This is a genomic window from Robertmurraya kyonggiensis (genome assembly GCF_005116465.1).
Taxonomy (GTDB): Bacteria; Bacillota; Bacilli; order Bacillales; family Cytobacillaceae; genus Robertmurraya; species Robertmurraya kyonggiensis.
Window position 1 is genome coordinate 151,708 of record NZ_SWBM01000004.1, and the last position, 26,948, is coordinate 178,655.

At 38.4% G+C, this 26,948-nt stretch carries 23 protein-coding genes; 1 reads left to right on the top strand and 22 read right to left on the bottom strand.

Annotated elements, in window-relative coordinates; translation table 11 throughout:
* Window positions 1-138: 138 nt before the first annotated feature.
* From dnaI to FA727_RS16785, 17 genes are all read right to left on the bottom strand, one after another.
* Complete coding sequence (gene dnaI, locus FA727_RS16705) at window positions 139-1,071, bottom strand: primosomal protein DnaI (RefSeq protein ID WP_136832708.1); 933 nt, start codon at window positions 1,069-1,071, stop codon at window positions 139-141.
* 5 nt (window positions 1,072-1,076) lie between these two features.
* Window positions 1,077-2,453, bottom strand: coding sequence for a replication initiation and membrane attachment family protein (locus FA727_RS16710; RefSeq protein WP_136832709.1), 1,377 nt, complete (start codon window positions 2,451-2,453; stop codon window positions 1,077-1,079).
* A 115-nt stretch (window positions 2,454-2,568) separates the two neighbouring features.
* A complete protein-coding gene (gene nrdR, locus FA727_RS16715; RefSeq protein ID WP_126409629.1) occupies window positions 2,569-3,027 on the bottom strand; it encodes a transcriptional regulator NrdR in 459 nt (152 codons plus the stop codon).
* Between the two features lie 316 nt (window positions 3,028-3,343).
* On the bottom strand, window positions 3,344-4,375 hold the full coding sequence (locus tag FA727_RS16720; protein ID WP_136832710.1) for a glyceraldehyde-3-phosphate dehydrogenase: 1,032 nt from the start codon (window positions 4,373-4,375) through the stop codon (window positions 3,344-3,346).
* Window positions 4,376-4,610: 235 nt separating this feature from the next.
* Window positions 4,611-5,207: a dephospho-CoA kinase gene (coaE, locus tag FA727_RS16725; protein ID WP_136832862.1), complete on the bottom strand. Its 597-nt coding sequence runs from the start codon at window positions 5,205-5,207 to the stop codon at window positions 4,611-4,613.
* A 74-nt stretch (window positions 5,208-5,281) separates the two neighbouring features.
* Window positions 5,282-5,914: a sporulation membrane protein YtaF gene (gene ytaF / locus FA727_RS16730; protein WP_136832711.1), complete on the bottom strand. Its 633-nt coding sequence runs from the start codon at window positions 5,912-5,914 to the stop codon at window positions 5,282-5,284.
* Window positions 5,915-5,981: 67 nt separating this feature from the next.
* Window positions 5,982-6,827 (bottom strand): DNA-formamidopyrimidine glycosylase, encoded by an 846-nt coding sequence (mutM, locus tag FA727_RS16735; RefSeq protein ID WP_136832712.1) that lies wholly within the window; start codon window positions 6,825-6,827, stop codon window positions 5,982-5,984.
* A 240-nt stretch (window positions 6,828-7,067) separates the two neighbouring features.
* On the bottom strand, window positions 7,068-9,692 hold the full coding sequence (gene polA, locus FA727_RS16740) for a DNA polymerase I (protein ID WP_136832713.1): 2,625 nt from the start codon (window positions 9,690-9,692) through the stop codon (window positions 7,068-7,070).
* A gap of 121 nt (window positions 9,693-9,813) precedes the next feature.
* On the bottom strand, window positions 9,814-10,749 hold the full coding sequence (gene hflC / locus FA727_RS16745; RefSeq protein ID WP_136832714.1) for a protease modulator HflC: 936 nt from the start codon (window positions 10,747-10,749) through the stop codon (window positions 9,814-9,816).
* The gene (gene hflK / locus FA727_RS16750) at window positions 10,742-11,710 is read right to left on the bottom strand and encodes an FtsH protease activity modulator HflK (RefSeq protein ID WP_136832715.1); all 969 of its coding nucleotides are present in this window, start codon (window positions 11,708-11,710) and stop codon (window positions 10,742-10,744) included. The genes hflC and hflK overlap by 8 nt, the downstream gene beginning before the upstream one ends.
* Before the next feature lie 160 nt (window positions 11,711-11,870).
* Window positions 11,871-13,649 carry a two-component system histidine kinase PnpS gene (gene pnpS, locus FA727_RS16755; protein ID WP_136832716.1) on the bottom strand — a complete coding sequence of 593 codons (1,779 nt, stop codon included), beginning with the start codon at window positions 13,647-13,649 and terminating at the stop codon, window positions 11,871-11,873.
* A complete protein-coding gene (locus tag FA727_RS16760; RefSeq protein WP_136832717.1) occupies window positions 13,646-14,362 on the bottom strand; it encodes a response regulator transcription factor in 717 nt (238 codons plus the stop codon). The genes pnpS and FA727_RS16760 overlap by 4 nt, the downstream gene beginning before the upstream one ends.
* Before the next feature lie 199 nt (window positions 14,363-14,561).
* The gene (locus FA727_RS16765; RefSeq protein WP_136832718.1) at window positions 14,562-15,038 is read right to left on the bottom strand and encodes a MaoC/PaaZ C-terminal domain-containing protein; all 477 of its coding nucleotides are present in this window, start codon (window positions 15,036-15,038) and stop codon (window positions 14,562-14,564) included.
* Between the two features lie 117 nt (window positions 15,039-15,155).
* The gene (gene mdh / locus FA727_RS16770) at window positions 15,156-16,094 is read right to left on the bottom strand and encodes a malate dehydrogenase (RefSeq protein ID WP_136832719.1); all 939 of its coding nucleotides are present in this window, start codon (window positions 16,092-16,094) and stop codon (window positions 15,156-15,158) included.
* 89 nt (window positions 16,095-16,183) lie between these two features.
* Window positions 16,184-17,452 (bottom strand): NADP-dependent isocitrate dehydrogenase, encoded by a 1,269-nt coding sequence (icd, locus tag FA727_RS16775; RefSeq protein ID WP_194138546.1) that lies wholly within the window; start codon window positions 17,450-17,452, stop codon window positions 16,184-16,186.
* Between the two features lie 239 nt (window positions 17,453-17,691).
* A complete protein-coding gene (gene citZ / locus FA727_RS16780; RefSeq protein ID WP_136832721.1) occupies window positions 17,692-18,813 on the bottom strand; it encodes a citrate synthase in 1,122 nt (373 codons plus the stop codon).
* A gap of 385 nt (window positions 18,814-19,198) precedes the next feature.
* Complete coding sequence (locus FA727_RS16785; protein WP_438646632.1) at window positions 19,199-19,642, bottom strand: DUF441 domain-containing protein; 444 nt, start codon at window positions 19,640-19,642, stop codon at window positions 19,199-19,201.
* A gap of 187 nt (window positions 19,643-19,829) precedes the next feature.
* On the opposite strand from FA727_RS16785, the gene ytvI reads away from it, so the two are divergent.
* Entirely contained in the window at window positions 19,830-20,936 is a 1,107-nt protein-coding gene (gene ytvI / locus FA727_RS16790; RefSeq protein WP_136832723.1) for a sporulation integral membrane protein YtvI, read from the top strand.
* A gap of 381 nt (window positions 20,937-21,317) precedes the next feature.
* Here the strand turns inward: ytvI and FA727_RS16795 are convergent, their stop codons facing one another.
* The 5 genes from FA727_RS16795 to accD all read right to left on the bottom strand — a co-directional run bounded on the left by FA727_RS16795 (window position 21,318) and on the right by accD (window position 26,787).
* Window positions 21,318-21,710, bottom strand: a complete 393-nt coding sequence (locus FA727_RS16795) for an FxsA family protein (protein WP_136832724.1) — start codon at window positions 21,708-21,710, stop codon at window positions 21,318-21,320.
* 60 nt (window positions 21,711-21,770) lie between these two features.
* Entirely contained in the window at window positions 21,771-23,531 is a 1,761-nt protein-coding gene (gene pyk, locus FA727_RS16800) for a pyruvate kinase (RefSeq protein WP_136832725.1), read from the bottom strand.
* 38 nt (window positions 23,532-23,569) lie between these two features.
* Complete coding sequence (gene pfkA, locus FA727_RS16805) at window positions 23,570-24,532, bottom strand: 6-phosphofructokinase (RefSeq protein WP_136832726.1); 963 nt, start codon at window positions 24,530-24,532, stop codon at window positions 23,570-23,572.
* A gap of 414 nt (window positions 24,533-24,946) precedes the next feature.
* The gene (gene accA / locus FA727_RS16810) at window positions 24,947-25,924 is read right to left on the bottom strand and encodes an acetyl-CoA carboxylase carboxyl transferase subunit alpha (protein WP_136832727.1); all 978 of its coding nucleotides are present in this window, start codon (window positions 25,922-25,924) and stop codon (window positions 24,947-24,949) included.
* Window positions 25,909-26,787, bottom strand: a complete 879-nt coding sequence (gene accD / locus FA727_RS16815; protein WP_136832728.1) for an acetyl-CoA carboxylase, carboxyltransferase subunit beta — start codon at window positions 26,785-26,787, stop codon at window positions 25,909-25,911. The genes accA and accD overlap by 16 nt, the downstream gene beginning before the upstream one ends.
* Window positions 26,788-26,948 lie beyond the last annotated feature (161 nt).

Below are 26,948 nucleotides of genomic sequence, written 5' to 3' on the forward strand. Positions count from 1 at the left end.
CCATCAGGGACTAGTCCAAACTCTGTATTCCATGTATATGGGGATTTTGATTAAATTAGAAGCACACAAACAAATCTACTAAAACTATTAATTCATACAAAAAAACTAGCTACCGAAAAGATTCGATAGCTAGCTTTTTTATCTTCTTAAGTTTTGACCATCCACAAGAACGGGTTCAGTCAGGTAACGAATTCTCTCTAAAATGCGGCGAGCTTTCATCTTCTCTTCTTCGCCTCTTTGGCTATAAGTAAGATGGTGTTCAAGACCCTCATAGTCAAAATTCGTACTGAAGAAGGTTGGCAAGTACTCTTGCATACGATATTGCAGAATCGGACCAAGAACTTCATCCCTTGTCCAGCTTGACATCGTCTCCGCTCCAATATCATCAATCATCAGAACTGGCTGGTTCTTAATGTTTTCGATTTTTTCATTTAAGGTTGAATCGCCAATCGAGTTCTTTAACTCTCTTAATAGCTCTGGGAAGTAGACAATCATGGACGGGACATTCTTGCGCGCCAATTCATTTGCAATCGCACCAAGCAAGAATGATTTCCCTACTCCAAATTTCCCGTAAAAATAGAGACCCTTTTGCTTACCACCAGGCTCATAGTTTTTCACAAAAAGAACCGCCTTCTTAATCGCGTCTCTTCTTCCTAATTCATCATCATATAAATCTGTGAATGATGCTTGGTAGATATCCTTTGGCACGTACATGCTCTGAATTAATTTTTCGCTCTTTCTCTTTTCATCGTCCATTACCTTAAGCGGACAACGATCATAAGAAATATCAATCGTACCTCTGCCGATTACAAGCTGTGGATGATACCCTTGCATCAAGTTCTTGCATTCCCCTAAACTCGGACACTCCTGACAATTTTTGCTCTGGTTGGCATAATCAAAGAGTGTCATTAAACTTCTTTCAAGCATTTCATCTGTAATTTCAGCCTCATGCTTCACTAAGAAAGCACGCACGGATGGATTTTGTAAAATATCTTGTCTCATTTTCTGATAGCGTGCTTGGAAGCCAGAATTGTTCCCCAATTTTTTCAAGGTATCATTAATCCTTTCCACATTTGTCACCCCCTATTTTTGAACTCTCTAAGCAGTTCTTCTATTTCACTCTTATCATCAACAACAACTTGTTGATTTTGGTTTCCTTCATTTTCTTTCTCATCAAACCATGCTGGAAGTGCTTCAGTTCGAATTGGCTGCTTTCGTGAAGAAGCCTTTGGACTCTTTTTATTTTCAGCCCACTCCATATATTGTCGATGCTCTTTTATCGCTAAGTCCATTGCTTCTTTCACCGTAGAAATTTTCTTTCTCGTCCAGTGAGAGGCAATTTTATCAACATAACCCTTTGTTAGTTTCATATCGGTTTTTAACAATACATACTGAATTAAGACATTCACAACCCCAGGTAGGAGCTTTTGTTTAAACATAACATCCTCAACGATTTGCAAGTCCGCCTTAGAAGGATCTGCTCCTCCTGAAATATCACTCAGCAGCTGCCGTGGTGAAGTGGTCTCTAAATAATGCACAAGTTTTTCTTCCTGCGTTTTCGGTTCACTTGCTCCGGTTTGTTTCATGACGGGTTGAACTTTATCCACCAATTGCGGGAGCTTGTCCTGATGTTCAAGCTGATACCAGTCTCTCGCAGCTTTTCGCAGCTCTTCCAAGTTTACTTTGTTTGCAATATCATCCATCGCCGAAATCACAAGATTTTTCATTTGAATCGGGTCAATTCCGTACAAATAAGCAAGATTGCTAATGGCATCTCGAACCTTTTGATTCAATGCTTTTTTCGGAACCAACGATTCAGACAATCCAGCCTGAAGTAATTCAAAATCAAATCCGGCAGTAGCATCAACTTGGATTCCCTTTTGAGTAGCTCTTCCAACATAGTTTTGATCACTCTCTTGCTCTAGATCCTCAGTTTGTGAGGATGGTACAGAAGAATCATACACGTCCTGGAACGATCTTGTAACGTTTTTATAATCGTCTGTTGGAATCGATTTATCAGAAAAGAATTGTTTTAATTTCACAAATTGATTCTTTCCGATCTTTTGATATAAATAAATATTTAACATTCCATCTAGGAAAAATTGATCGGGTTGTAGAGGAGGCTGTACCTCATATATAAATGAACGTGACTCTTCCATCGCTTTTACATAGGTTTTCAGTAAACCAATTCCCTCAAGCTTTAATCGTGCTTCATGAATGGACTTTAAATTAAGGTCCATCGAGGTCATCAAACCATGATGGGATTGCTCCCCAGACCACAGTCGATTTTCCTCTACTAGAGCCCATAGTGTCATATACATGCTCATCGCAATCGGTCCAATTAAAGGCTGGTACAGCAAAGTAATGATTTTTCGGTCATACTCATGTAGTATTCCGTTACTGGCCACTGTATATCGATCTATTGGTAACATTTCTTTCCAATGCTGGGCCATTTTTGCTTCAAACCTTTCTTTTACAAAAATAAGAAAAAAAAGCCAAAGTCATCCTTTAGCCTAGTTTTTCAGACTATGCTTTTTCAAACAGCACAATCGATAGTCTAATTTTAGCTTATTTTTCTTTTTTGATCAGTTCTTTTAGTTCTTCGATAAATACGTTAATATCCTTAAATTGTCTATAAACGGAGGCAAAACGAACATAGGCAACATCATCAACCTTCACAAGTCGTTCCATCACCATTTCTCCGATAATCTCACTATTTATTTCAGAAACACCTTGGCTTCTAAGTTCTTTTTCTACTTCACCAGTTATGTCCTCAAGTGTCTGTAAAGCGACAGGACGCTTCTCACATGCTTTAATAAGACCACGTAAGATCTTATCACGGCTGAACTCTTCTCGTGTGCCTTCTTTTTTTACAACAATTAAAGGAATTTCCTCTACCTTTTCAAAGGTAGTGAATCGAAATGAGCATCTTTCACATTCTCTTCTCCGTCGAATTGAGCGACTGTCATCGACTGGGCGAGAATCAAGGACTCTGGTATTACTATTTTGGCATGAGGGGCACTTCATACGTCAATCAGCTCCGAATAAGAAATCTATATAGATCTATCTTATTAAAAAGAAGGTAGATGTACAAGTGAAGACTGTTTATTTATAGGGGGCTTTGATATAGAAGGATATTTTTTAGAGCGTGGGACGGAGGATGGTGTTTTTGTGTTAGAACGATATATTAGTCATTTCGACCGATATATTCGAATAAAGACCGATATATTTTTTTATAGACCGATATATCCCGAGGAAGACCGATATCCACAAATACACTCATCTAAAACACACAAAAAGACTGCTCCAAAATGCTTTTTGGAACAGTCTTGCTAGATTTATCTTATCCAACCTTAATTTTCGTTGTTTGAAGAAGAGACTCTGCCACATAATTCGCTAAATCAACAACACGACAAGAATAGCCCCATTCATTATCATACCAAGCTAGCACCTTCACTTTATTTGTGCCCATCACCATCGTCGATAGACCATCAATGATCGCTGAATGTTCATTTGTATTAAAATCAACAGACACTAATGGTTCGTCTGAAATATCTAACACACCATTTAAGGAACCCTTTGAAGCTTTATAATACGCATGGTTAATATCATCAATCGTCACATCTTTTTTCAAATCAACAACTAAATCCACTAGCGAAACGTTAGGCGTTGGCACACGTAAAGCCATTCCATGAAGTTTTCCTTTAAGATGTGGTAATACCAAGCTTAACGCCTTGGCAGCACCGGTAGAAGTTGGAATAATCGATTGGCCGCAAGCTCTTGCACGGCGTAAGTCTTTATGTGGATTATCGATATTTCTTTGATCGTTTGTGTAAGCATGAATCGTTGTCATGAGTCCATTTTCAATGCCAAACTGCTCATCTAAAACCTTCACAACAGGTGCTAGACAATTAGTCGTACAAGAAGCATTCGAAATGACGTCATGCTCAATTATATTTAGGTCATGTTCATTGACCCCCATCACAATGGTCACATCTTCATTTTTACCAGGCGCTGTTAAAATCACTTTCTTCGCACCTGCCTTTAAATGGAGGCTTGCTTTGTCTCTAGAATTAAATTTTCCTGTCGCCTCAATAACAATATCAATTCCGTATTCCTTCCAAGGAAGTTCTTCAGGGTTTCGATTGCTTAGTAGTTTCACTCTTTTTCCGTTTACTACAAGGGCATCATCTTCTGCAATGACTTCTCCGACGAATTGGCCATGATTTGTGTCATACTTTATCAAATGTGCTAATGTTTCCGCAGGATAGCTTGCATTAACCGCAACGATATCTAAATTATCTTCAAGGATGGCCCTTCTAAAAACCATTCTACCTATCCTTCCAAATCCATTAATCGCTATCTTCGCCTTCATTATGCGGCCCCTTTCGTATAAAGTAATTCTTAATTCAATCGAGGTCTATGGCCCCTTATATTAAGAAATACAATTTAATGAGGTTATCTCCCACCCATGTATGAGATATAATCCTCGTTTTAAAAATAATGTTATACTTTTTATCCGTTATTTTCGTCATTAGTATAACATATTAAAATGAATTTGTGATGATTAATTTCACAAAAATATAAAAAAAAGAAGCCTAATCGCTTCTTTATATATTCCATTCTGTAAGAATCATATTTAGTTGTTGTTTGGTATTTTCAATGGTTCCATTGTTATCAATAACGGCATCGCTTAATTGAACTTTATCTTTAAGTGGCATTTGAGACTTAATACGAGCAAGAGCCTCTTCTTCAGAAAATCCGTTCCGTTCCATTAGCCGCTGAAGCTGAGTATCCTCATCCACATAGACTAGTAGAACCTTATCTACCATACTTGTTAGTTGGCTCTCAAACAACAGAGGAATGTCCATGACAATAAGGCTTTCCCCATTTTTCACTGCTTGTTCTCGCTTTTCCAGCATACGTCTACGGACATCAGGATGCACAATACTGTTTAGCTTCAATCTTTTTTCTTCATTGTTAAAAATAATTTCCCCTAGCTTTGCTCGATCTATCTGGCCGTTTGGAAGCTTAATTTCCTCACCAAAATATAATACAATCTCGTTGTAAGCCGGCTCCCCTATTTCAACAGCAAGGCGCGCCTCTAGATCAGCATCAATAATTGGATGACCCTTTTCTCGTAATAAATTGGATACCGTACTTTTTCCACTAGCTATTCCACCAGTTAATCCTACAACTAATGCCATCATCTTAATTCCCTTCATCCAAAATCCATATGTAAGTGCAAAAGCCGTTGATTCGGCTTTTGCGAAAAAATATTTTACATTTTCCAAATTCCAATAAAGATCAACAATATCCCAGGAATAAAAGTAAATTTTTGCATCATGTTACTCTTTGAAAATATGACGCCCATTTTCATTCCTAAAGAAACAAACATGGAACTCATGATCGCCACAGTAAGAGCAAGTACATGAGGTGAATAGCCAAGCATTGCCGCGCCAATTCCAGCTCCAAACGCATCCAACGACAGTGCTAATCCGAGCATAAATGCCTCAATACCAGTAATCGTGCCAGATTTATCAAAATCAGCAGACATCGGTTTCTTCAAGATGTTTATCACGATTCCTAGAGACTTAATTTCGAAGTTTACAATGATTTTTTCATGCGGGAGAGTATCCTTCGACTTCTCTGGGCGAAAAAATTGATACAAAATCCATGCTCCTAAAAGGATTAGAACTACTCCTCCAATTTTTTCAGCCATTTCAGGAGAAAGAAAGGCTTCAATCATGTGACCGACTGCCATTGCTCCAATTAATGAGATTGCCGAGCAACCAGCAATAACTAATATGGACTTAAAGGGAATTTTCATTTTTCTTAGCCCATAAGTAAATCCAACACTAAAACTATCAAGGCTTACTGCAAATGCAAGTAGAAGTAGTGAAAATGTGAACACTGAAGTTAGCTCCTTCCTAACAAAAAGCTAAGATAGTATATGGAAGGAGCTTCTCTAATGTTAATCGTTAACGACTTTTAGACCTTTTCCTCTTTTGACACTTTGGACAGAAAACCGTCCCTCTTCCCCCTACCACAATGCGTTCAAGCTCAGAAGAACAATTTTTACATGCCTCTCCATTTCGTCCGTACACAAATAGCTCTAATTGAAACATTCCTATTTCACCTTGAGTGTTCACATAAGAACGTACAGTGCTTCCACCTTTTGCAACTGCTTCTGTCAACGTTTGGATAATTTCATGATGAAGTATTTTCATTTCCTTTTTCGTAAGACTGCTTGCACTTCGTTCAGGGTGAATTCCTGCCTTAAACAAAGCTTCGTCCACATAAATATTTCCGAGTCCCACAACGAGCTTTTGATCAAGCAGCACGGTTTTTATACTGCGATTTGTTTGAGCGAGCATACGCTCCATGCGCTCAACTGCAAACTCATCAGAAAAAGGCTCAGGTCCAAGCTGAGATAATGGCAACTCGGCTAATTCTTCTCCCTTTTTAAAAAGATGCATCGTCCCAAACTTTCGCACATCTCGATATCTTAATTGCGTGCCATCTGTAAAATAGAAAATAACATGTGTATGTTTATCGATTTCATCCTCTGGTGTAAAAAGCCCGTATCGACCTTCCATACGCAAATGAGAAACGAGTGCAAAATCCGATGTATAAATTATAAGGAATTTTCCTCTTCGACCAACTTCCTCAATTGTTTGTCCAATAAGAGCATCCTTAAATTGTTCAATTTCTACTGGTTTTTTGATGATTTTCGGCCAGGTAACCGTGACGCGCTCGATGGTCTTCCCACTCACGAGCTCGACCAGTGTTCTCCGGACCGTCTCCACCTCTGGTAGCTCAGGCATTCACTTTCCTTCTTTCATTTAGGCTCTTTTCGCAAAGATTGTTTTGGAATCATAGCTGGCATAATAAATACCTATTCCGCCTCTATAAGACAATAAATGGGAGGCGAAAAGTGCTGCGCAATATCAATGTGTGTCTCTGAACTCGGTAGACAGTGTAAATGTCGGGTTTAGATTTTTTTCTAAGAAAAAAATTAGGACATTTACGAAAAAAACCACATTCATTATGAAAACAGCGTTCATTTATTTTGCATCAAACCATGTTGGTCCATAAGAGAAATCAACCTTTAGAGGTACCTTCAATTCAATCGCATTCTCCATCACATCTGGTACAATCTCTTTTAATATCTTGATTTCGTCCTGTGGTGCTTCAAAAATCAATTCATCGTGAACCTGAAGAAGAAGTCTCGTTTTTAATCCTTCTTTTTCAAGACGATCTGCCATATCAATCATCGCTTTCTTAATGATGTCAGCGGCACTTCCTTGAATTGGTGTATTCATCGCTGTTCTTTCCGCGAAGCTTCTAATATTGAAATTTCTGCTCGTAATCTCAGGCAAGTAGCGTCTGCGTTGCAGAAGGGTCGATACAAACCCTTTTTGTTTCGCATCCTTCACGATATCTTCCATATAATCCTTTACGCCAGGATAGCTCTCCAAATACTTCTCAATGAACTGTCCAGCTTCTTTTCGCGTAATATTCAAGCTTTGTGACAAACCATAATCACTAATTCCATAGACGATTCCAAAATTAACCGCTTTAGCGTGGCGGCGCATGTTGGATGTCACTTCATCCTTTGACACACGGAATACTTCCATTGCTGTCTTCGTATGGATATCTAGCCCTTCTTTAAAAGCCTCAATTAATTTATCATCACCTGCAATATGAGCGAGAACTCGGAGCTCAATTTGCGAATAGTCGGCTGCAAAAATGACCCAGTCCTTTTCAGAAGGAATAAACGCCTGACGGATTTTTCTTCCTTCCTCTAAGCGAATCGGGATATTTTGTAGGTTTGGATCGGTAGAACTTAAACGACCTGTTTGTGTGAGAGCCTGATTATATCGAGTATGGACCTTATCATTCTCGGGATTGACTACCTTCGAAATCCCTTCAATATAAGTCGATTGAAGCTTACCTAACTGGCGATAATGAAGGATTTCTTTAATAATGGCGTGATCGGCTGCCAACTTTTCAAGAACATCCGCCGAAGTAGAATAGCCTGTCTTCGTTTTTTTCACAGGAGGCAATCCAAGCTTTTCAAACAAAATTATCCCTAGTTGCTTCGGTGAATTAATATTAAACGCTTCACCTGCCAGCTCATAAATTCGTTTTTCAATTTGCACCAGCTGTTCATTAATGTCATGTCCCATTTTACGCAAACGGTCCAAATCAACTTTGACACCTGTTGATTCCATATCAGCCAATATTAAAGATAAAGGCATTTCTAGCTCATAAAATAATTCATATTGCTCGTTTTCATTTAACTTATCTTCAAGCAATTGTTTTAGATCGAATAAAACAATCGATTTTCTCGCTAAATGCTCCGCCAAGGCTTCCTCTTCTGGGATTCTCCGTTTTGCCCCTTTACCATAGAAAACATCATCTGATTCAACATTTCCGTGGCCATACGATTTCCCTATAGAAGCAATGTCTTCGATTGTTTCAGATGGATTTAGTAAGTATGAAGCAAGTAACAGATCGAATTCTACACCCTTTAGATGAATATCATGGTGGCGAAGCGCAACCTCACTTCGTTTCGCATCATAGACCCATTTCTTCTTACTTTCATCCTCTGCCCACTTTTTAAAAGCATCAGACGTAATGGCTAGTTCTGTAGGAATAAAATAGCTCCCCTCCTGATGGGCAATGGAAAATCCAACAATCGGTGCGTAATGATAGTTATCTTCTAAAATCTCTACATAAAGGGCTGACTCGTCTGCAAAAAGGTCTTCTGTAACTTCCTTTACCATTTTGAATTCGATCTCTTCTAATGCCTTAGCCTCTTCAGCTACATCCATTTTTTCTAACAGGGAGTTAAAGCCTAATTCCTTAAAGAATTTGACCAGCTTGTCCTGTTCAAAGCCCTCATACTCCACTTCTTCAAGGTCAATCTGAACAGGCGCATCACGAATAATCGTCGCAAGCTCCTTACTCATCAAAGCTTGGTCCTTAAATTCTTCTAGCTTTTCCTTCAATTTGTTTCCACTTACTTTATCAATGGAAGCAATTAGATTCTCAACCGTTTGGAACTCTTTTAATAGTTTAATTGCTGTCTTTTCCCCAACCCCTGGGACACCTGGAATATTATCTGATGCATCTCCCATTAGGCCCTTCATTTCAATAATCTGCTCTGGGATTAAGCCATACTTTTCTTTAATATGCGCTGGGGTATACTCTTCAATTTCCGTAATCCCTTTTTTCGTTATCGAGACAGTTGTTTTATCAGAACTCAACTGAGTTAAATCCTTATCTCCTGAGATAACTTTTACCTCAAAGCCATCCTTTTCCGCTTCTAGAGATAAAGTTCCGATAATATCATCTGCTTCATAGTTCTCAAGTTCATATCGAGAAATTCCATAGGCATCTAGCAGTTCTCGAATATAAGGAAACTGCTCCGATAATTCTGGTGGCGTCTTCTGTCTTCCACCTTTATATTCGCTAAAGGTACTATGACGAATCGTTGTTTTCCCCGCATCAAACGCAACCATAATATGAGTTGGTTTCTCATCCTCGAGTATTTTCATCAGCATCATCGTAAAACCATAAATAGCATTTGTATGTATACCCTTATCATTATTAAGCAGTGGTAGCGCAAAAAAAGCGCGATATGCAATACTATTTCCATCAATCAATACAAGTTTTTTCGACATTTACATCTCCCTCACTTCAAAAAAATAACCGTTGTTTTCCTCCCCTTATTCTATCATGAGAATGTAGAGAAGGAAAAACAACGGTCTTTTAGATTTGTTCTTTTCGTACACAATGTCTAAGTTACTCCGTGTACCCCATTAATAGTCGTGCATATGGAGAATCGGATGGAAGCACAATGACAGTTTCATCATTAATTGTCTTTTTATAGGACTCGAGCGTTCTAAATAAAGAATAGAATTCCGGATCCTTTGAAAAAGCCTCATTGTAGATCTTTGCAGCTTCTGCCTCACCTTCAGCTCGAATTATCTCAGCATCAGCCGATGCTTGCGCAAGTACTTCCTTCACGTTTTTATCTGTGTCTGCTTCAATACGATTTTTTTCAGCGTCACCTTGTGACAGATAGCCTTGAGCAGTAGATTGACGTTCAGATATCATTCTCGTAAAGACGGACTGTTCATTTTCAGCTGGTAAATCCGTCCGTTTAATACGTACATCGGTTACGACAATCCCATAATTATCGTTTGCTAATAGTTCGTTTACTCTTTCGGTAATTCGATCATTCAAGGAACCTCTAGATGACTTCTCATCATTGATAATTTCTTCATAGTTTAGTTGCCCTAATTCTGCACGAACAACAGAATAAATAAACTCTTGCATACGAGTTTCCACATTGACAACTGTTCTAGCATTTGAAATCATCTTTTTCGGATCTTCAATTCGCCAAACCGCATAATTATCAATTAAAACACGTTTTTTATCTTTTGTATTGATTTCCGCTTCCTTCACATCATAGGTCATTTGATATTTTGGTAATGTAGTAACCGTTTGGATGAACGGAATTTTATAAGTAATGCCTGGTGTGTTATCAATTCTGACAACCTCACCAAATTGACGAATGACTTTATACTCCCCTTCTTTGACAACGAAGAGATTCGTAAAAATCAGGATAATAACCGCAATTACAATGACAGCAAAGATACCGAGCTTAATATAGCCTCGCCCCTTGAAGCCATTTCCGCCACGTTCATTCATATCAATTACATTTTGATCACTCATCCTTCTTTTTCACTCCTTCCTCAGTTGTTTCTTTCGCGCTTTCAAGTGGACGTATCGGGAAGTATTTCAGTGTATTCCCATCATCATTCATAATGTAAATTTCCGTTCCTGGAAGAACTTGCTCTAATGTTTCAAGAACGAGACGCTGTTTCGTGATTTCAGGATTATTCTTATATTCCTTGTACAATTCATTAAAGACAGCAACACTACCACGAGCCGCTTGTACACGAGCTGCCTTATCCCCTTGTGCTCGAGAAATGATGGCCTTTTGTTCCCCTACCGCTTCATTTTCTTTTTGGTTCTTGTATTTATTTGCTTCATTTAATTTCGTATTCATCGTTTCACGCGCATCCGTCACTTGAGTAAATGCCTGACGTACTTCATCATTCGGAAGTTCTACGTCTTGTAGTTTTACAGCCAGAATCGAAATCCCAATGTCATATTTCTGAATTAATTGAGATAGCAAATCATGTACATCTGCTTCAATATCTGCTTTTCCAGATGTTAAAGCAGCATCAATTGCGGAGTTCCCGATTATACTTCTTAAAGAGGCAGAAGTAGCATCTCGTAATATTTCTTCTGGATTATCTGCATTAAACAGATATTTTGATGGTTCATTTATTTTCCACTGCACAACCAGATCAGCTAAGACAATATTTTCATCTCCCGTGATCATCTTTGTTTCTTCGGGAAATTCCTTGATAACCCCATCCTCGTTTTCTTCATATCCAAACTGTAAACTAAATGTCTCTTTCGATAATTTTTCTACACTTTGGATTGGCCATGGCAATTTGAAATTCAAGCCCGGCTCTTCTACCCCTTCTTCCACTTTTCCAAAGGTTAATAGAACGGCTTGCTCTGATTCATCCACCGTATACCAAGTGGTAAAAGCAACAAGACCGAGTATCAAAACTCCTATGACCAAACCAAGTATCGTATAAATTCGCTTAAGACTTACCATATAGTCTCCTTTCCTCCTGCAGATTTTTGTCTATTCTTCTTTACGTTTTTGTTACAAAAAGGTTTCATAATTCTGAAATACTGAAGATTTACAATGTTATTTTGAAAAAAAAAAGACCACACCCTAGGTGTAAGCATCACTACCTTTAGGTGCAGTCTTCCTATTTAACAGGAAATTTTTTATGCAGTTGAATTGTGAAAGTTGTTCCTTTTCCGACTTCACTTTCTACAGTGATTTTTCCTTTATGCGCTTCCACTAGATGCTTGACGATTGCAAGGCCGAGTCCTGTTCCACCCGAATTTCGACTTCTTGCTTTATCAACGCGATAAAATCTTTCGAAAATACGTGGGATTTCCTCTTGTTCAATCCCAATTCCCGTATCCTTAATGGAAACAGAAACCGTTTTTGCATTTTCCACGATCGAAATAGAAACTTCTCCACCATTTAATGTGTATGAGATAGCATTACTAATCAAGTTGATAAAGATTTGCTTTAAGCGATAAGCATCTCCTTCGATTTCGATCGCTTCCACAGAACCTTCCATTAGAACCTGAATGTTTTTATCTTCCGCTTTCGGTGTTAAAATCGGCAGCATCTCTTCAAATAATCGAACAAGGTTAATACTTTGAATCGACAGAGTATAGCCTTGCTGTTCGATTTTTGAAAGCTCCAATAAATCTAAAATGAGCGACTGGATTCGATTACTTTCCTCTAAAATAATGTGCAGAAAGTTTTCTAATGTTTCCTTATTCTCTTTTGCTCCATCTAATAAAGTTTCCGTAAACCCTTTGATTGATGTGATTGGAGTCTTCAGTTCATGCGAAACATTAGCCACGAAATCTTTTCTAACCTGTTCCAGCTTCTTAATTTCCGTAATATCGTGAAAAACAAGGAGAATACCCTTCCACTCTTCATTCGTCCCTAAAATTGGAACACCGTACACCTCAAAGTATCGTCTTTCAATACCAATCGGGAGTACCACTTGCCTTCTTACTTTATGTTCGGTCATAAAAATTTCTTCGATGATCTCGGATATTTCTTTATACTTAATTACTTCATAATAGAGCTTATTTAAGTACACTTGTTTTTCTACATGGAATACTTCAATAAAAGTACGATTAATTAAATTGATATGCCCCTTACTATTAATGAGAAGCAGACCACTTCCCATATTTTCAATGAGGGCACTTAAACGTCCTTGTTGGTTTTCATTTGCCTTTACCATCGCTTGAAGATTTCTTGCTAGTATATTAATAGACGTACTTAACATACCTGTTTCTTCTAAAGAATCTTCATAGGTTCTAGCTCTGTAATTTCCCTTTGCTAATTCGATCGCAACTTTAGTAGCCGATTCGATCGGTTTCGTATACCTTGAGGTAATCCGCGCTCCTAAAATTAATATCACAACAAGAGCTGTACCGAGGCATCCAATGAGGAGCCACCAAATTTGTTGATAAGCCTTTTGAACCTCAGAGAGCTTTGCACTTAGGAAAAGGTATCCCTCTACCTTATCATCCTGCTTAATTTGGCCCCAGTAATATTGGAGATTATAGCCCCCACCAACCTCTAGGGTTTTCTCTTGTTTTTTATTTCCGATGCGGTTTTCAATAATATCATGAATAATCGATTCATGACGCGCTTGTTCAAGATTATTGATGCTACCACTATCAAAAACAATCTTTTCATCTGAATTGACGATAGTGATTCTGCTATCTAGTGTTTCGCTGTACCATTCGAGTTTTTCTTGATCCAAATGATTCAATCCACCCGATTCTTCCAAAAAGGCAGCTAGTATACTGCTTTCCTTATTTAGACGAGAATCGTAGGTACTCATATAATGACTTTTAAATAATTGGCCTAAAAGTAACCCTAACCCTATTAATACGGCAAAAATGAGGGTGACTAAGCCAACGAATAGCTTTGTCCTATATCCCCTCATTCTCCTTTAGGCTCCTCCATTTTATATCCAAGCCCACGAATCGTCTTGATAAAGGTTGGTTTTTTTGAATCTTGTTCAATTTTTTCACGAAGGTGACTAATATGAACATCCACAATCCGCGTATCACCCGCGAAATCATAATTCCAAACCGCGCTTAATAATTGGTCTCTTGTTAATACTCTGCCTTTATGTTTTGCTAAATATAGCAATAACTCAAACTCTTTTGGGGTTAACTCTAGCAACTCTTCATCAAAATAGGCCTCATAATGCTCAGGAAATATTTTTAGGCTACTAATTTTAATATACTCTGTATCTGCTGGAAGTTGTCCAGGCATAGCAGGTTGAACCTGTATTCTTCTTAAAATCGCCTTCACTCGTGCAATTACTTCTCTAGGACTGAAAGGCTTTGTCATATAATCGTCCGCACCTAATTCCAAACCAAGAACTTTATCAAACTCTTCATCTTTTGCCGTTAGCATTAAGATTGGAGTTGAGACTTTTTGCTGTCTTAGCTGTTTGCACACGTCGATTCCATCTAATTTAGGCAGCATTAAATCGAGGATAATAAAATCCGGATTTTCGCTTAGGGCAAGATTTTTTCCTTCTTCTCCGTCCATAGCAGTTATAACCTCGTATCCTGACTGCTGTAAATTATATTGTAGCAACGTTACAATTGATTGTTCATCATCAACGACAAGAACTTTTTTCACGATAAGCTCCTCCGGGTTTGAAATTTTTCTTACATTTACAATTTCATTATAATATAAATTTTCTACATTAAAGTAAATTTACAATTCTTTTACATTGTAGACATGAAATTTTAAATGTACTAGATTGCGAAGAAAAAGAAAAAGATATACAAAATTGTACATCTTCTCCCCAAGTCTATTTAAAAATTTTCTAAAATTTTTCTTAAAAATTTTCTAATGCTTTTCCGTCCATGCCTTCTAAACGCTCAGGCGGGGAAACTTGCATGAGTCCTTGAATCACAACTTCTTCTTCCTCATTTGTTCCTTTTACACTTAATTGAATCATATTCATTTCAGGATTCACATCCACTACCTCAAATAATAGATGAATAATTCCATAATGATAAACGGGTTTGAGAAAATCAATATTTTGCTTGTGAATATGGCTTCCTGGGCCAGGAAGATATTTTGAAATCGTAGAGCTGATAATTCCAGTCAACATAATGGTTGGTACTACTGGCTTTTTATAAGAAGTTTGCGCAGCATAGTCATGTTGAATATAAAGAGGGTTAGCATCATCGGTAAGACCCAAATACAATAATAAATCCTTATCCTCGATTTTTTCAGACAGCGTTAGCTTTTCACCAATCGTGATTTCAGTTATTTTTCTCCCTTGCTTTCTTTTTCTTCCAAGCAACATAGAATTTCCACCTCCAATGTTTGTAAACGGTTTCATTTTTTTATTTAATCTTACCATAAAAAGCTAAAAATAGAAAAATCCAGGACTGATTCCTAGATTTTTCTATAGCGACGCCTATTACACTAACACAGCCATAACATTTCTAACTGATTCTACCGATTTGTCTAGAGCTGCTTTTTCATCAGCCGTTAGTTCAAGCTCGATAACCTTTTCAATTCCATTGGCGCCTAAAATCGTCGGAACACCTAAATAAATTCCTTCATAGCCGAATTCACCTTCTAAGTAAGCAATCGATGGCAACACACGGCGTTGGTCTTTAAGAATCGCTTCACACATTTCAACTAGTGAGGCCGCTGGGGCGTAATAAGCACTACCGTTTCCTAGTAAGTTAACAATCTCACCGCCACCTTTACGTGTACGCTCGACAATGGCATCTAAACGATCCTTTGAAATTAATGTTTCTAACGGAATCCCACCAGCGTACGAATAGCGAACAAGTGGTACCATATCATCACCGTGGCCTCCTAATACAAAGCCAGTGATATCTTTTACCGATAAATTTAATTCTTGTGAGATAAATGTACGGAAACGCGCTGTATCAAGAACGCCGGATTGACCGATGACACGATTTTTCGGGAAACCAGATTCTTTAAAAACGGTATAAGTCATAGCATCTACGGGGTTAGTTAAAACAATGATCGTACTGTTTGGAGAATATTTAACAATTTCCTGTGTGACAGATTTCATGATTTTTTGATTGGTTTGGACTAAATCATCACGACTCATTCCAGGCTTACGTGCGATTCCAGCTGTGATGACGACAATATCTGAATCCTTTGTATCCTCGTAGTTTGATGTACCGGTAATATTCGCATCAAACCCTTGAACTGGACTAGCTTCAAGCATGTCGAGCGCTTTTCCTTTAGTTGGGTTTTCCATTTGTGGAATGTCTACTAATACAACATCTCCAAGTTCCTTTTGTGCTAGTAAAAATGCAGTTGTTGCTCCAGTAAATCCTCCACCAATAACAGATACCTTTTTACGTTTTAATGACATAATATTTTTCCTCCTCAAGGATTAAAATTTATTATGCAAAGGAGACTGACTCAAAAAAAATGAGTCAGTCTATTTTTATGCCGTACCTATTATAAATTTTTAATTAACTCATCACCAAATTCAGAGCACTTCACTTCTGTAGCACCGTCCATTAGACGAGCAAAGTCGTAAGTTACAACTTTAGAAGCAATGGTCTTTTCTACAGACTTGGTGATAAGGTCTGCAGCTTCATTCCATCCTAAGTGTTCTAATAAAAGTACTCCAGAAAGAAGTACAGATGATGGGTTTACTTTATCTAAACCTGCATATTTCGGAGCTGTACCGTGAGTTGCTTCGAAAATAGCATGTCCAGTTTCATAGTTAATGTTGGCACCAGGAGCGATACCGATTCCACCAACCTGCGCAGCCAGTGCGTCAGAAATATAGTCACCATTTAAGTTCATTGTTGCCACAACATCGAACTCTTTTGGACGAGTTAAGATTTGTTGTAAGAAAATATCAGCAATCGCATCTTTAACGATGATTTTGCCAGCAGCTTCTGCTTCTGCTTGAGCTTTATTAGCAGCTTCAGTACCTTCTGCGTCTTTGATTCTGTCATATTGAGCCCAAGTGAATACTTTATCGCCGTATTCTTTTTCTGCAAGCTCATATCCCCAGTTCTTGAAAGCACCTTCTGTAAATTTCATGATGTTTCCTTTATGAACAAGTGTTAGAGATTTACGGCCTTCTTTAATTGCATACTCAATCGCAGCGCGTACTAAACGGCTTGTGCCTTCTTCAGAAACTGGCTTAATACCAAGACCTGAAGTTTCAGGGAAGCGAATTTTATTAACACCTAGTTCAGTTTGAAGGAAGTTGATTAATTTCTTCACTTCATCAGAACCTTTTGCATACTCAATACCTGCATAGATATCTTCTGTGTTTTCACGGAAGATTACCATATCAGTGTCTTGTGGACGCTTAACTGGAGAAGGTACTCCTTCAAACCAGCGGACAGGACGTAGACATACAAAAAGATCAAGCTCTTGACGAAGTGCTACGTTTAGGGAACGGATTCCTCCACCGATAGGAGTCGTAAGTGGCCCTTTAATCGCGATTAAGTATTCATTAATAACATCAAGAGTTTCTTGAGGTAACCATTCGCCTGTTTGATTAAATGCTTTTTCCCCAGCTAAAACTTCTTTCCATTCAATCTTACGTTCACCTTTATATGCCTTATCAACGGCAGCATCTAACACGCGTGATGCAGAAGCCCAGATATCTGGACCAATTCCGTCTCCTTCAATAAAAGGAACGACTGGATTATTTGGTACGTTTAATACCCCATTTGTTACTGTGATTTTTTGACCTGACATAATGATTCTCCCTCCAAATTCGATGACTTTCTAAAATGTTTTGCTATCTAGTTACGAAAATCAAAGGTTAGCGACCTTGCCACCTAAAGGGTGGCTGTGTCATCTAACCTTTTCTCATTCCACTACAGCAATTTTTACTAAAAATCCCAATATAAACTAGTTTCCCCTCACTAATTCTAGCATAAATTGTAGCAATAGTCAGAGAAAAAAATCTATAAAAGTAAAATGCCGCTTTCTATTTTTTATAAGCCTCTTTGTTCAACTGGAATGTATTTTTGCATGCCAGGCCCTGTGTAATCGGCACGTGGACGAATTAAGCGGTTATTTTCATATTGTTCTAGAATGTGAGCTAGCCAGCCAGACACTCGGCTAACAGCAAAAATCGGTGTGAAAAGATCATGATCAATACCTAAGCTGTCATACACGGAAGCTGAATAGAAATCCACATTTGGTGGCAAATTCTTCTCACCAGTTACAATGTTTTCAATACGTGTGGACATTTCGTAGTATTCAGGCTTGCCAGTAAGGTTCGTTAACTTCTCAGACATAACCTTTAAATGCTTGGCACGTGGATCCCCTTTTCTATACACACGATGACCAAAGCCCATGATTTTTTCCTTATTCTCAAGTTTTTCACGAACATATGAATCTACTTGATCAACAGATCCAATTTCAGTTAGCATCTTCATAACTGCTTCGTTTGCTCCACCGTGAAGTGGCCCCTTTAGCGCTCCAATAGCGGCTGTAATACCAGAATAAACATCTGATAAAGTCGCTACGCAAACACGAGCAGTAAATGTAGAAGCGTTTAGTTCATGATCTGCATGAAGCACTAATGCCTTATTGAAAGCTTCAATCGCAATTGGTTCAGGTTCCTGACCAGATAACATATAAAGGAAGTTCGCTGCAAAGCTTAAATCTGTGCGTGGAGCAACAGGCTCTAAACCTTTTCTAATGCGAGCAAATGTCGTCACTATAGTAGGAAGCTTCGCTTGTAAACGAATCGCTTTACGATAATTAGCTTCTGGGTCCATCGCATCCGCTTCTTCATCGTACAATCCTAGTAGTGAGACTGCTGAACGAAGAGCTCCCATAGGATGTACTTTGTCAATTGGATACATTTTAAAATGGTCGATAACTTCTTTCGGTAATTCTGCATTTTCGGCTAGCTGCTTAGTAAGCTCTTCTAGCTCTAATTTTGTAGGTAGCTTTCTGTGCCAAAGAAGATAGATTACTTCCTCAAAAGTGGCGTTTACGGCTAAATCATCAATGTCATACCCTACATAAGTTAGTGTATCATCGATGATTGAACTAATGGAGGATGTTGTTGCGACTACCCCTTCCAGACCACGTGTAACAGTCATCTTCACTCTCTCCTTTACCAAATAAATTTCCCCATACCCTTTGTCTGTTCATATACAAACATCTATCTATGCGGTCTTCGTTAGACCAATAAGTCGGCAACATATGCCGAACCACAGACCATTCCTTAAACTCGTTGAGCGCTTGCTCAATAACATCGAAAAGAAAATGCTTTCATTTTCTTTAATAGAACCAAATTATTGTTTGTTGCGGATTATAAGACGGATGCGCTTACAAGTCCTATTATAAACAATTATCTGACTTTTGTGAACGAAAAGTGGCTAAAATGTGAAAAAATTAATATTTTATTAGAAAAATAAAGAATAATTTCACCGCTTATGAAAAGGTTATCATTTTTAATACTCATAAAGCAAGATTAAGAGTCTTCTACTTAAAAAATTCGAAGACCCTCATGACCATATAAGCAATTCCAGCACCGATTAAGGGACCAACCGCCACACCTTTAAAGATAGACACCGCTAGTATTGTCCCAAGGACAAGAGCCGATGTGATATGTGGATCCTTTGCTAATAAAGTAATCCCGTTTTTCGCTAATAAGGCGACAACCATCCCCGAAATCAACGCGATCCATGCGTATGGAGATTTAAATGCACTTGATAAATCTTTAAAACCAATTTCTCCACTCGCAATCGGTGCAAGAACGGCGATTGTGATGACGATAACTCCCCAATTGATACCTTTAGACTGAATGAATGCAAAATACTTTGAATCTACACCAATAACTTTCATAATAATAAGGAAAGCAATAGCAATAATGAGTGAGTTATTTTTAGCAACCAAACCAATCCCCAACAAAAGAAGTAAAAACATAAGTGACTGGGAAAACACAGATTTCTCCACCCTTTCTCGATGTATTGTTATCTCAACATAGAAATTAGTCATAAATAGTAGACAAGCTCTCAAAAAAAATATGCCTAAAAGAATCTTTTACTGTTAATAAACGTAGTATTAAACAAAGTATGAACCACAGGTAAAAAATTTGCAAAAGGAGGTTCCTATGAACTATACGTATCTACATCGTACCCTTAGATTTATATTAGTCATAAGCATCGTTATTGTTGGTTTTCTAGCACTTTTCTACCTTTCAAAGGTAACCTATCCTTTTATCATAGGCTTTCTCATCGCTTTTTTGATGAATCCTTTGGTCAATTTTTTTCATACAAAAGCAAGAATGCCAAGAGTGCTAGCGGTAATCCTGAGTCTTTTGATTATTTTTGCCTTTTTCGCAGGATTAATTACGTTACTAGTCGCTGAAATTGTTTCAGGAGCTGACTATTTAGCTACAGTTGTTCCAACACATCTCGAGACATTGATTGATTATATTGAGCACCTGTTTGCATCACAAATCATTCCACTTTATAATCAGCTCTCCAATATGTTTGACAATCTTGGGACAGGCCAACAAAACACGATACTAGAGAATATCGAAAACGTCGGAAGAACAATTGGTACAACCTTAGGTGACTTCATTCAAAACTTTTTTGAAAAGATTCCGAATATCTTTTCATGGTTTCCTAATGCTGCAACCGTCGTGATCTTTTCATTGCTTGCCACATTTTTCATTAGCAAGGATTGGTATCAATTATCAGCAAAAATCGGAAAGCTCCTTCCGGCAAAAGCAAAATCGAGTGGAAAGACTGTTTTTAGCGATTTAAAAAAGGCCTTGTTTGGATTTGGAAAAGCCCAGCTCACGTTAATTTCAATTACAACCATTATCATCCTAGTCGGTTTACTGATTCTTCGAGTAGATTATGCAATCACGATAGCCCTTGTAACAGGACTGGTCGATATTATCCCTTATTTAGGAACAGGATTAATATTTGTACCTTGGATTATCTATGAAGCGCTTATTGGCGAGATACCTCTGGCGATAGGTTTAGGGGTTTTGTACATTATTGTTCTCGTGCAAAGACAAGTCATGGAGCCAAAGGTCCTTTCCTCAAATATTGGACTAGACCCGCTAGCCACACTAATTGCCTTGTTTGTAGGATTTAAGCTGATTGGCTTTTTAGGCCTGATCGTTGGTCCAGTAACTTTAGTTATCATTACTACGTTGCACCGAGCTAATGTGTTTAAGGATCTATGGGGCTATATTAAAGGATAATTCTTATAAAAAATGTAAAACTCGCCAAAGATTGGTGAGTTTTACTTTTTAGGGGGAAAATAACCAAAACAGGTACTCTTGGACTCACTCTTTTTTAAATATGATGCCATGTGCTTAATTGAGTAAATATCAAAAGGAAAATAAACGGAGTTTTTCCGGTTAAATATAGAATGAAGGTTGTTTCGGGATATATAAGCGGAGTTTTTCCGACTATGCAAAGAAATACCCCTCATTTTCACTGTTTGCTAGTCAATAAGGGGAATTTCTCCGTCTATATAAGCATTTTTTAAATAAAAACCACTAGTTTAGCGGAATTTCTCCGTCTATTTTTCGGTGCTCGGTTCGGTGCCTAGCCCGGTTCCTCCCCCAAGAAACGTATACCTACCTAATGATCGTAAATGTATTTCGCTCCATCCATTTTCTTAATCCACTTTTAATAAGTCCTCTAAAAGGTCTCCTCGTTTGTGGAATCAGTAATAATAATCCCGCAATATCCGTTAGGAAGCCCGGCGAAAGAAGCAATACGCCTCCGACTAGGATGCAAACACCATCGATTATCGATTCTCCAGGTGGTCTTCCATATTGCATTTCAGTTTGCGCACGTCTTAACGTTTCTAAGCCTTGTTTTTTCGCTAAATACGTTCCAAGTACACCGGTTAGGATGATAAGCCCAACGGTTGGCCACACACCGATTAAATTCCCGGATAAGAGTAATACGCCAATCTCACAAGCTGGTATAACGATAAATAACAATAAGAGAAAATTCCTCACCATGCTCCCCTCCCTTTTAATTCTAAAAAAAGGAAGGGAGTCTCCCTTCCTTTTTACAGCTTATTAAAGTACGCTTGCATGACCGTTATAAACGACACCACGGTTTGCATCTACAGTAATTTCTTGTCCATCTTTTAAAATCGATGTAGCATTTTCTGCACCAACGATAACTGGAATTCCTAAGCTTAAGCCTACTACAGCAGCATGGCTTGTTAAGCCACCTTCTTCTGTAATTAACGCACTGCTTTTCTCGATGGCTGGAACCATGTCTGCATCAGAACCAATTGTCACGAGGACAGATCCTTCTGTCACTTTAGATATAGCTTCTTTTGCATCACGAGCAACGACTACTTTACCGTAAGAAGACTTGCGTCCGATTCCTTGCGCTTTTACAAGCACATCTCCAACAAGATGAATTTTCATTAAGTTCGTTGTGCCAGATTCTCCAACTGGTACTCCTGCTGTAATAACAACAAGGTCTCCATGCTTTACAATTTGGCAATTTAAGCTTGCTTGAACTGCAGTATCTAACATATCGTCAGTCGTGTCTGCTTGTACTCCTAACTGAGGATATACACCCCATACAAGTGCAAGACGACGGTAAACCGAAGGATGTGAAGTAACAGCTACAATCGGAGCCTTTGGACGATACTTAGAAATCATACGTGCTGTATGTCCGCTCTCTGTAGGTGTGATAATCGCACTTACAGATAAATTCAAAGCCGTATGTGCAACGGATTGACCAATTGCATCCGTAATATTTGTATCACTTTCTTTTGTACGCTTCGATAATAGACGCTTATGATCAAGCGCAGTTTCTGCACGAGAAGCAATATTGTGCATGGTTTGCACTGCTTCAACTGGATACATACCTGCAGCTGTTTCACCAGAAAGCATGATTGCATCTGTTCCATCAAAGATAGCGTTCGCAACGTCACTTGCCTCTGCACGAGTCGGACGTGGATTTCTTTGCATTGAATCAAGCATTTGCGTAGCAGTGATAACAGGCTTTCCAAGATCATTACATTTCTTAATCAAGTTCTTCTGAACTAATGGTACTTCTTCTGCAGGAATTTCAACTCCAAGATCCCCACGAGCAACCATTAAACCATCAGAAACTTCAAGAATTTCGTCGATGTTATCAACGCCCTCTTGGTTTTCGATTTTCGGAATAATGTTGATATGTGTTCCGTTATTTTCTTCAAGAAGCTTGCGAATTTCCATCACATCAGATGCACGGCGAACGAAAGAAGCTGCAATAAAATCAACCCCTTGCTCAATTCCAAATAGAATATCCTTAGCGTCTTTTTCAGTAATTCCTGGAAGTTTTACAGAAACACCTGGAACGTTTACCCCTTTTTTATTTTTCAGGGTACCACTATTTAAAATCTTTGTATGGATTTCCTTTGCAGAACGATCGATTTCAATTACTTCCAGTCCAATTAGTCCATCATCAAGTAAAATCTTTGAGCCTGCTTCGACATCATCGATTAAACCTTCATATGTAATAGAAAATTTATCTTCAGTTCCTTCTACTTCCGTCATGGAAATAGTGATGTTCTTTCCTGCTTCTAATTCAATCGCACCATTCACCATATTATTAGTACGGATTTCAGGACCTTTTGTATCAAGTAAAATCGCAACGTTTTTGTTTAATTTTTGTGAAGCTTCACGGATATTTTTAATACGATTGCCATGTTCCTCAAAATCTCCATGAGAAAAGTTCAATCGTGCTACATTCATTCCTGCTTCCATCAACTGTGTAAGCTTTTCTACACTTTCACTCGCTGGTCCGATCGTACAAACTATTTTTGTTTTACGCATTTAAAATGCCAACCCCCATTATAAATTCCTACAAATTATTAAATCGATAATTCTTTTGATAGCTTCAACATACCCATATCAATTTCATGCTTCTTCGTTTCAAGTGCTTCGATAATGTCATAGTCGACAAGTTCGTTTTTTACGATACCAACGGCACGACCGCCTCTACCTTCAATTAGTAGTTCTACCGCACGTGCTCCTAAACGACTAGCTAATACTCTATCACTTGCAGTCGGTGAACCACCGCGTTGCATATGTCCTAGTACGGAAACACGAGTATCATAGTTCGTCAATTCTTTGATTTTTTGACTAATTTCAACACCACTACCGACACCTTCAGCTACGATAATGATACTGTGCTTTTTGCCACGTTCACTACCTTTTTTCAAACGGTCACAAATATCGTCCATTGAGAAGTTCTCCTCAGGAACAAGAATTGTTTCTGCTCCACCAGCTAGTCCAGCCCATAAAGCGATATCACCAGCATCACGCCCCATTACTTCAATAATAAAAGTTCTTTCATGGGATGTTGCTGTATCACGAATCTTATCGATTGCATCAATAACTGTATTTAAAGCTGTATCAAAACCAATTGTAAATTCAGTTCCTGGAATATCATTATCGATTGTACCTGGTACACCTACACATGGGAATCCTTGCTCAGTAAGCTTCTTAGCTCCCATGTAAGAACCATCTCCACCGATAACAACAAGTCCTTCAATACCTAATTTCTTTAATTGCTCAATTCCTTTTTGTTGTCCTTCTTTTGTCTTAAATTCCTCGCAACGCGCAGAATATAGAACAGTACCGCCTCTATGTATAATGTCCCCAACTGAGCCTAACTCTAATTTTTTGATGTTACCGCTAATTAAGCCAGCGTAACCTCCATAGATTCCGTAAACCTCTAAATCATGGTAAATGCCTTTTCGTACTACTGCACGAACTGCAGCATTCATTCCAGGTGCGTCGCCCCCACTTGTTAATACGCCAATCTTCTTCAAAAAAAATCACCTCAGAAATTTATCTTGATTTCAATATCTAATAGAATTAATTTCACAACGGCACATAAAAAACGAACATTAGAAAGTCTTATAAGCTAATCACGAAATGTTACTTTTGATGCATTCAGTTCGCTTTTTAATTGGTCTTAGGACATTATGAAATCGATCCTCCTACACCTGAGATTAAATTCACTTTCTTATTATAGACAGAATGTAGTGTATTATTTATCTCTAAAATACCACGAATGACATAGCTTACTCAACTAACGGAAACGTTTTCGCAAATAGGCAGAATAATTTATTAAATGAAAGCGTTTAATAATATTCTAAAAAAGAATTTTAGTTCACTCTTATTAAACTCAAAAAACGCACTTTTATCAAGCGCGTTTTGAGTTTCTACCTTAATTCGCTTCATTAATTTGTCGTGATGTATTCATTTTGAAGATCAAACTGGCCAATTGCTTTATACTTTTCATAGCGTTGATTAATAAGCTCCTGCTCAGAAAGCTTGAGCAGTTCTTTAAGGGATTTCAAAATCACTTCATGAATGGCTTGAGCTTGTAAATCCTTATCCTTATGGGCCCCACCTTTCACCTCAGGAATTATTTCATCAATAACATTTAATTCCTTCAAGTCGGGAGCAGTAATCTTCATTTTTTCAGCAGCCTGCTTCGCCTTAGAAGCATCCTTCCAAAGGATCGATGCAGCACCCTCAGGAGAAATAACAGAGTACGTCGAATTCTCGAGCATATGAAGGTGGTTTCCAACGCCTAACGCAAGGGCACCACCACTTCCGCCTTCCCCAATGACGATACAAATAACCGGAACCTTAAGGCCTGCCATCTCAAATAAATTACGAGCGATCGCTTCGCTTTGTCCACGTTCTTCAGCGGCCTTTCCTGGAAAAGCACCTTTTGTATCAATAAAACATATAATCGGTCTTCCAAACTTATCGGCTTGCTTCATAATCCGCAATGCTTTGCGATATCCTTCTGGATGAGGCATCCCAAAATTTCTGCGAATATTCTCCTTCGTGTCCTTCCCGCGCTGATGACCAATAATGGTTACAGGCAGACCTTGAAATTTTCCAATTCCTGCAACAATTGCCGCATCATCCCCAAATGTACGATCTCCATGTACTTCAATGAAGTCAGTAAAAAGGAGAGGAATATAATCTAATGTAGTTGGTCGGTTCGGGTGTCGAGCGATTTGAACCCGATCCCAAGGCTTCATATTTTCGTATATCTCTTTTTCTAAACGTTCTAGACGCACTTCCAGTTTTTCAATTTCATCTGTCAGATCAACGTCTGCTTCTTTTGTAATCTCTTTTAACTCAGCAATTTTCTTTCTTAATTCGAGCACTGGCTTTTCAAATTCTAATTCTCCAACCATACTAGATCACCTCCCGGTTGATGAATGTCTAAAATTGTTGCAATCTTTTCCTTCAATTCGGCCCTTGCAATCACTGCATCAAGCTGACCTTTTTCTAAAAGGAATTCAGCTGTCTGGAAATCTTCTGGTAATTCTTCACGTATTGTTTGTTCAATAATACGGCGACCTGCAAATCCAATTAAGGCACCAGGCTCTGCAAAATTATAATCACCTAAGGATGCAAAGCTTGCTGATACCCCACCTGTAGTTGGATGAGTCATTATAGAAATAATAAGTCCGCCGTTATCGCTGAATCGTTTCAAAGCGACACTTGTTTTTGCCATTTGCATCAAGCTTAATACGCCTTCTTGCATTCTCGCCCCACCGGAAGCTGTAAAGATGATAAAAGGAACTGACAATTCGTCTGCCTTTTCAATCGCGCGCGTAATTTTTTCTCCAACAACAGAGCCCATGCTTCCCATTCGGAAAGTCGAGTCCATCACAGCCACAGCCACTTCATGCTGGTCTACTCGCCCTATACCAGTGACAACTGCCTCATTTAAATTGGTCTTTTCCTTATCCTTTTCAAGTTTTTCTAGGTACTCAGGAAAACCAAGTGGATTCGTCGATACTAATTCTCGATCTATTTCTTGAAAGCTATCTTCATCTAAGAAACTAGCAAGTCTCTCTTGTGAGTTCATTGGGTAGTGGTAATCACAATGGAAACAAACTTTAAGATTTTTGGTTAATTCTTTTGAGTACATGATTTTTTTGCAATTAGGACATTTCGTCATAATTCCTTCTGGGACATCTTGTTTTGCCGCCTCTGAAGGAATGGTTGCATATTTTTTCTTCTTCGGTTTTGTAAAAAGATCCTTAATCACGGTCTCAAACCTCCCCTTGCTATACATTTTGTACAATTTCCTGAGTGGTCAGACCACTAGTGGATAGAGTAGTGCCTTAAGGAGTTTTTCCTGTAGGCTAATTTAAGGCAGTAATACCACATTCTACGCAAAATGTTCTTTTTTTGTACAGGCTAATGTAT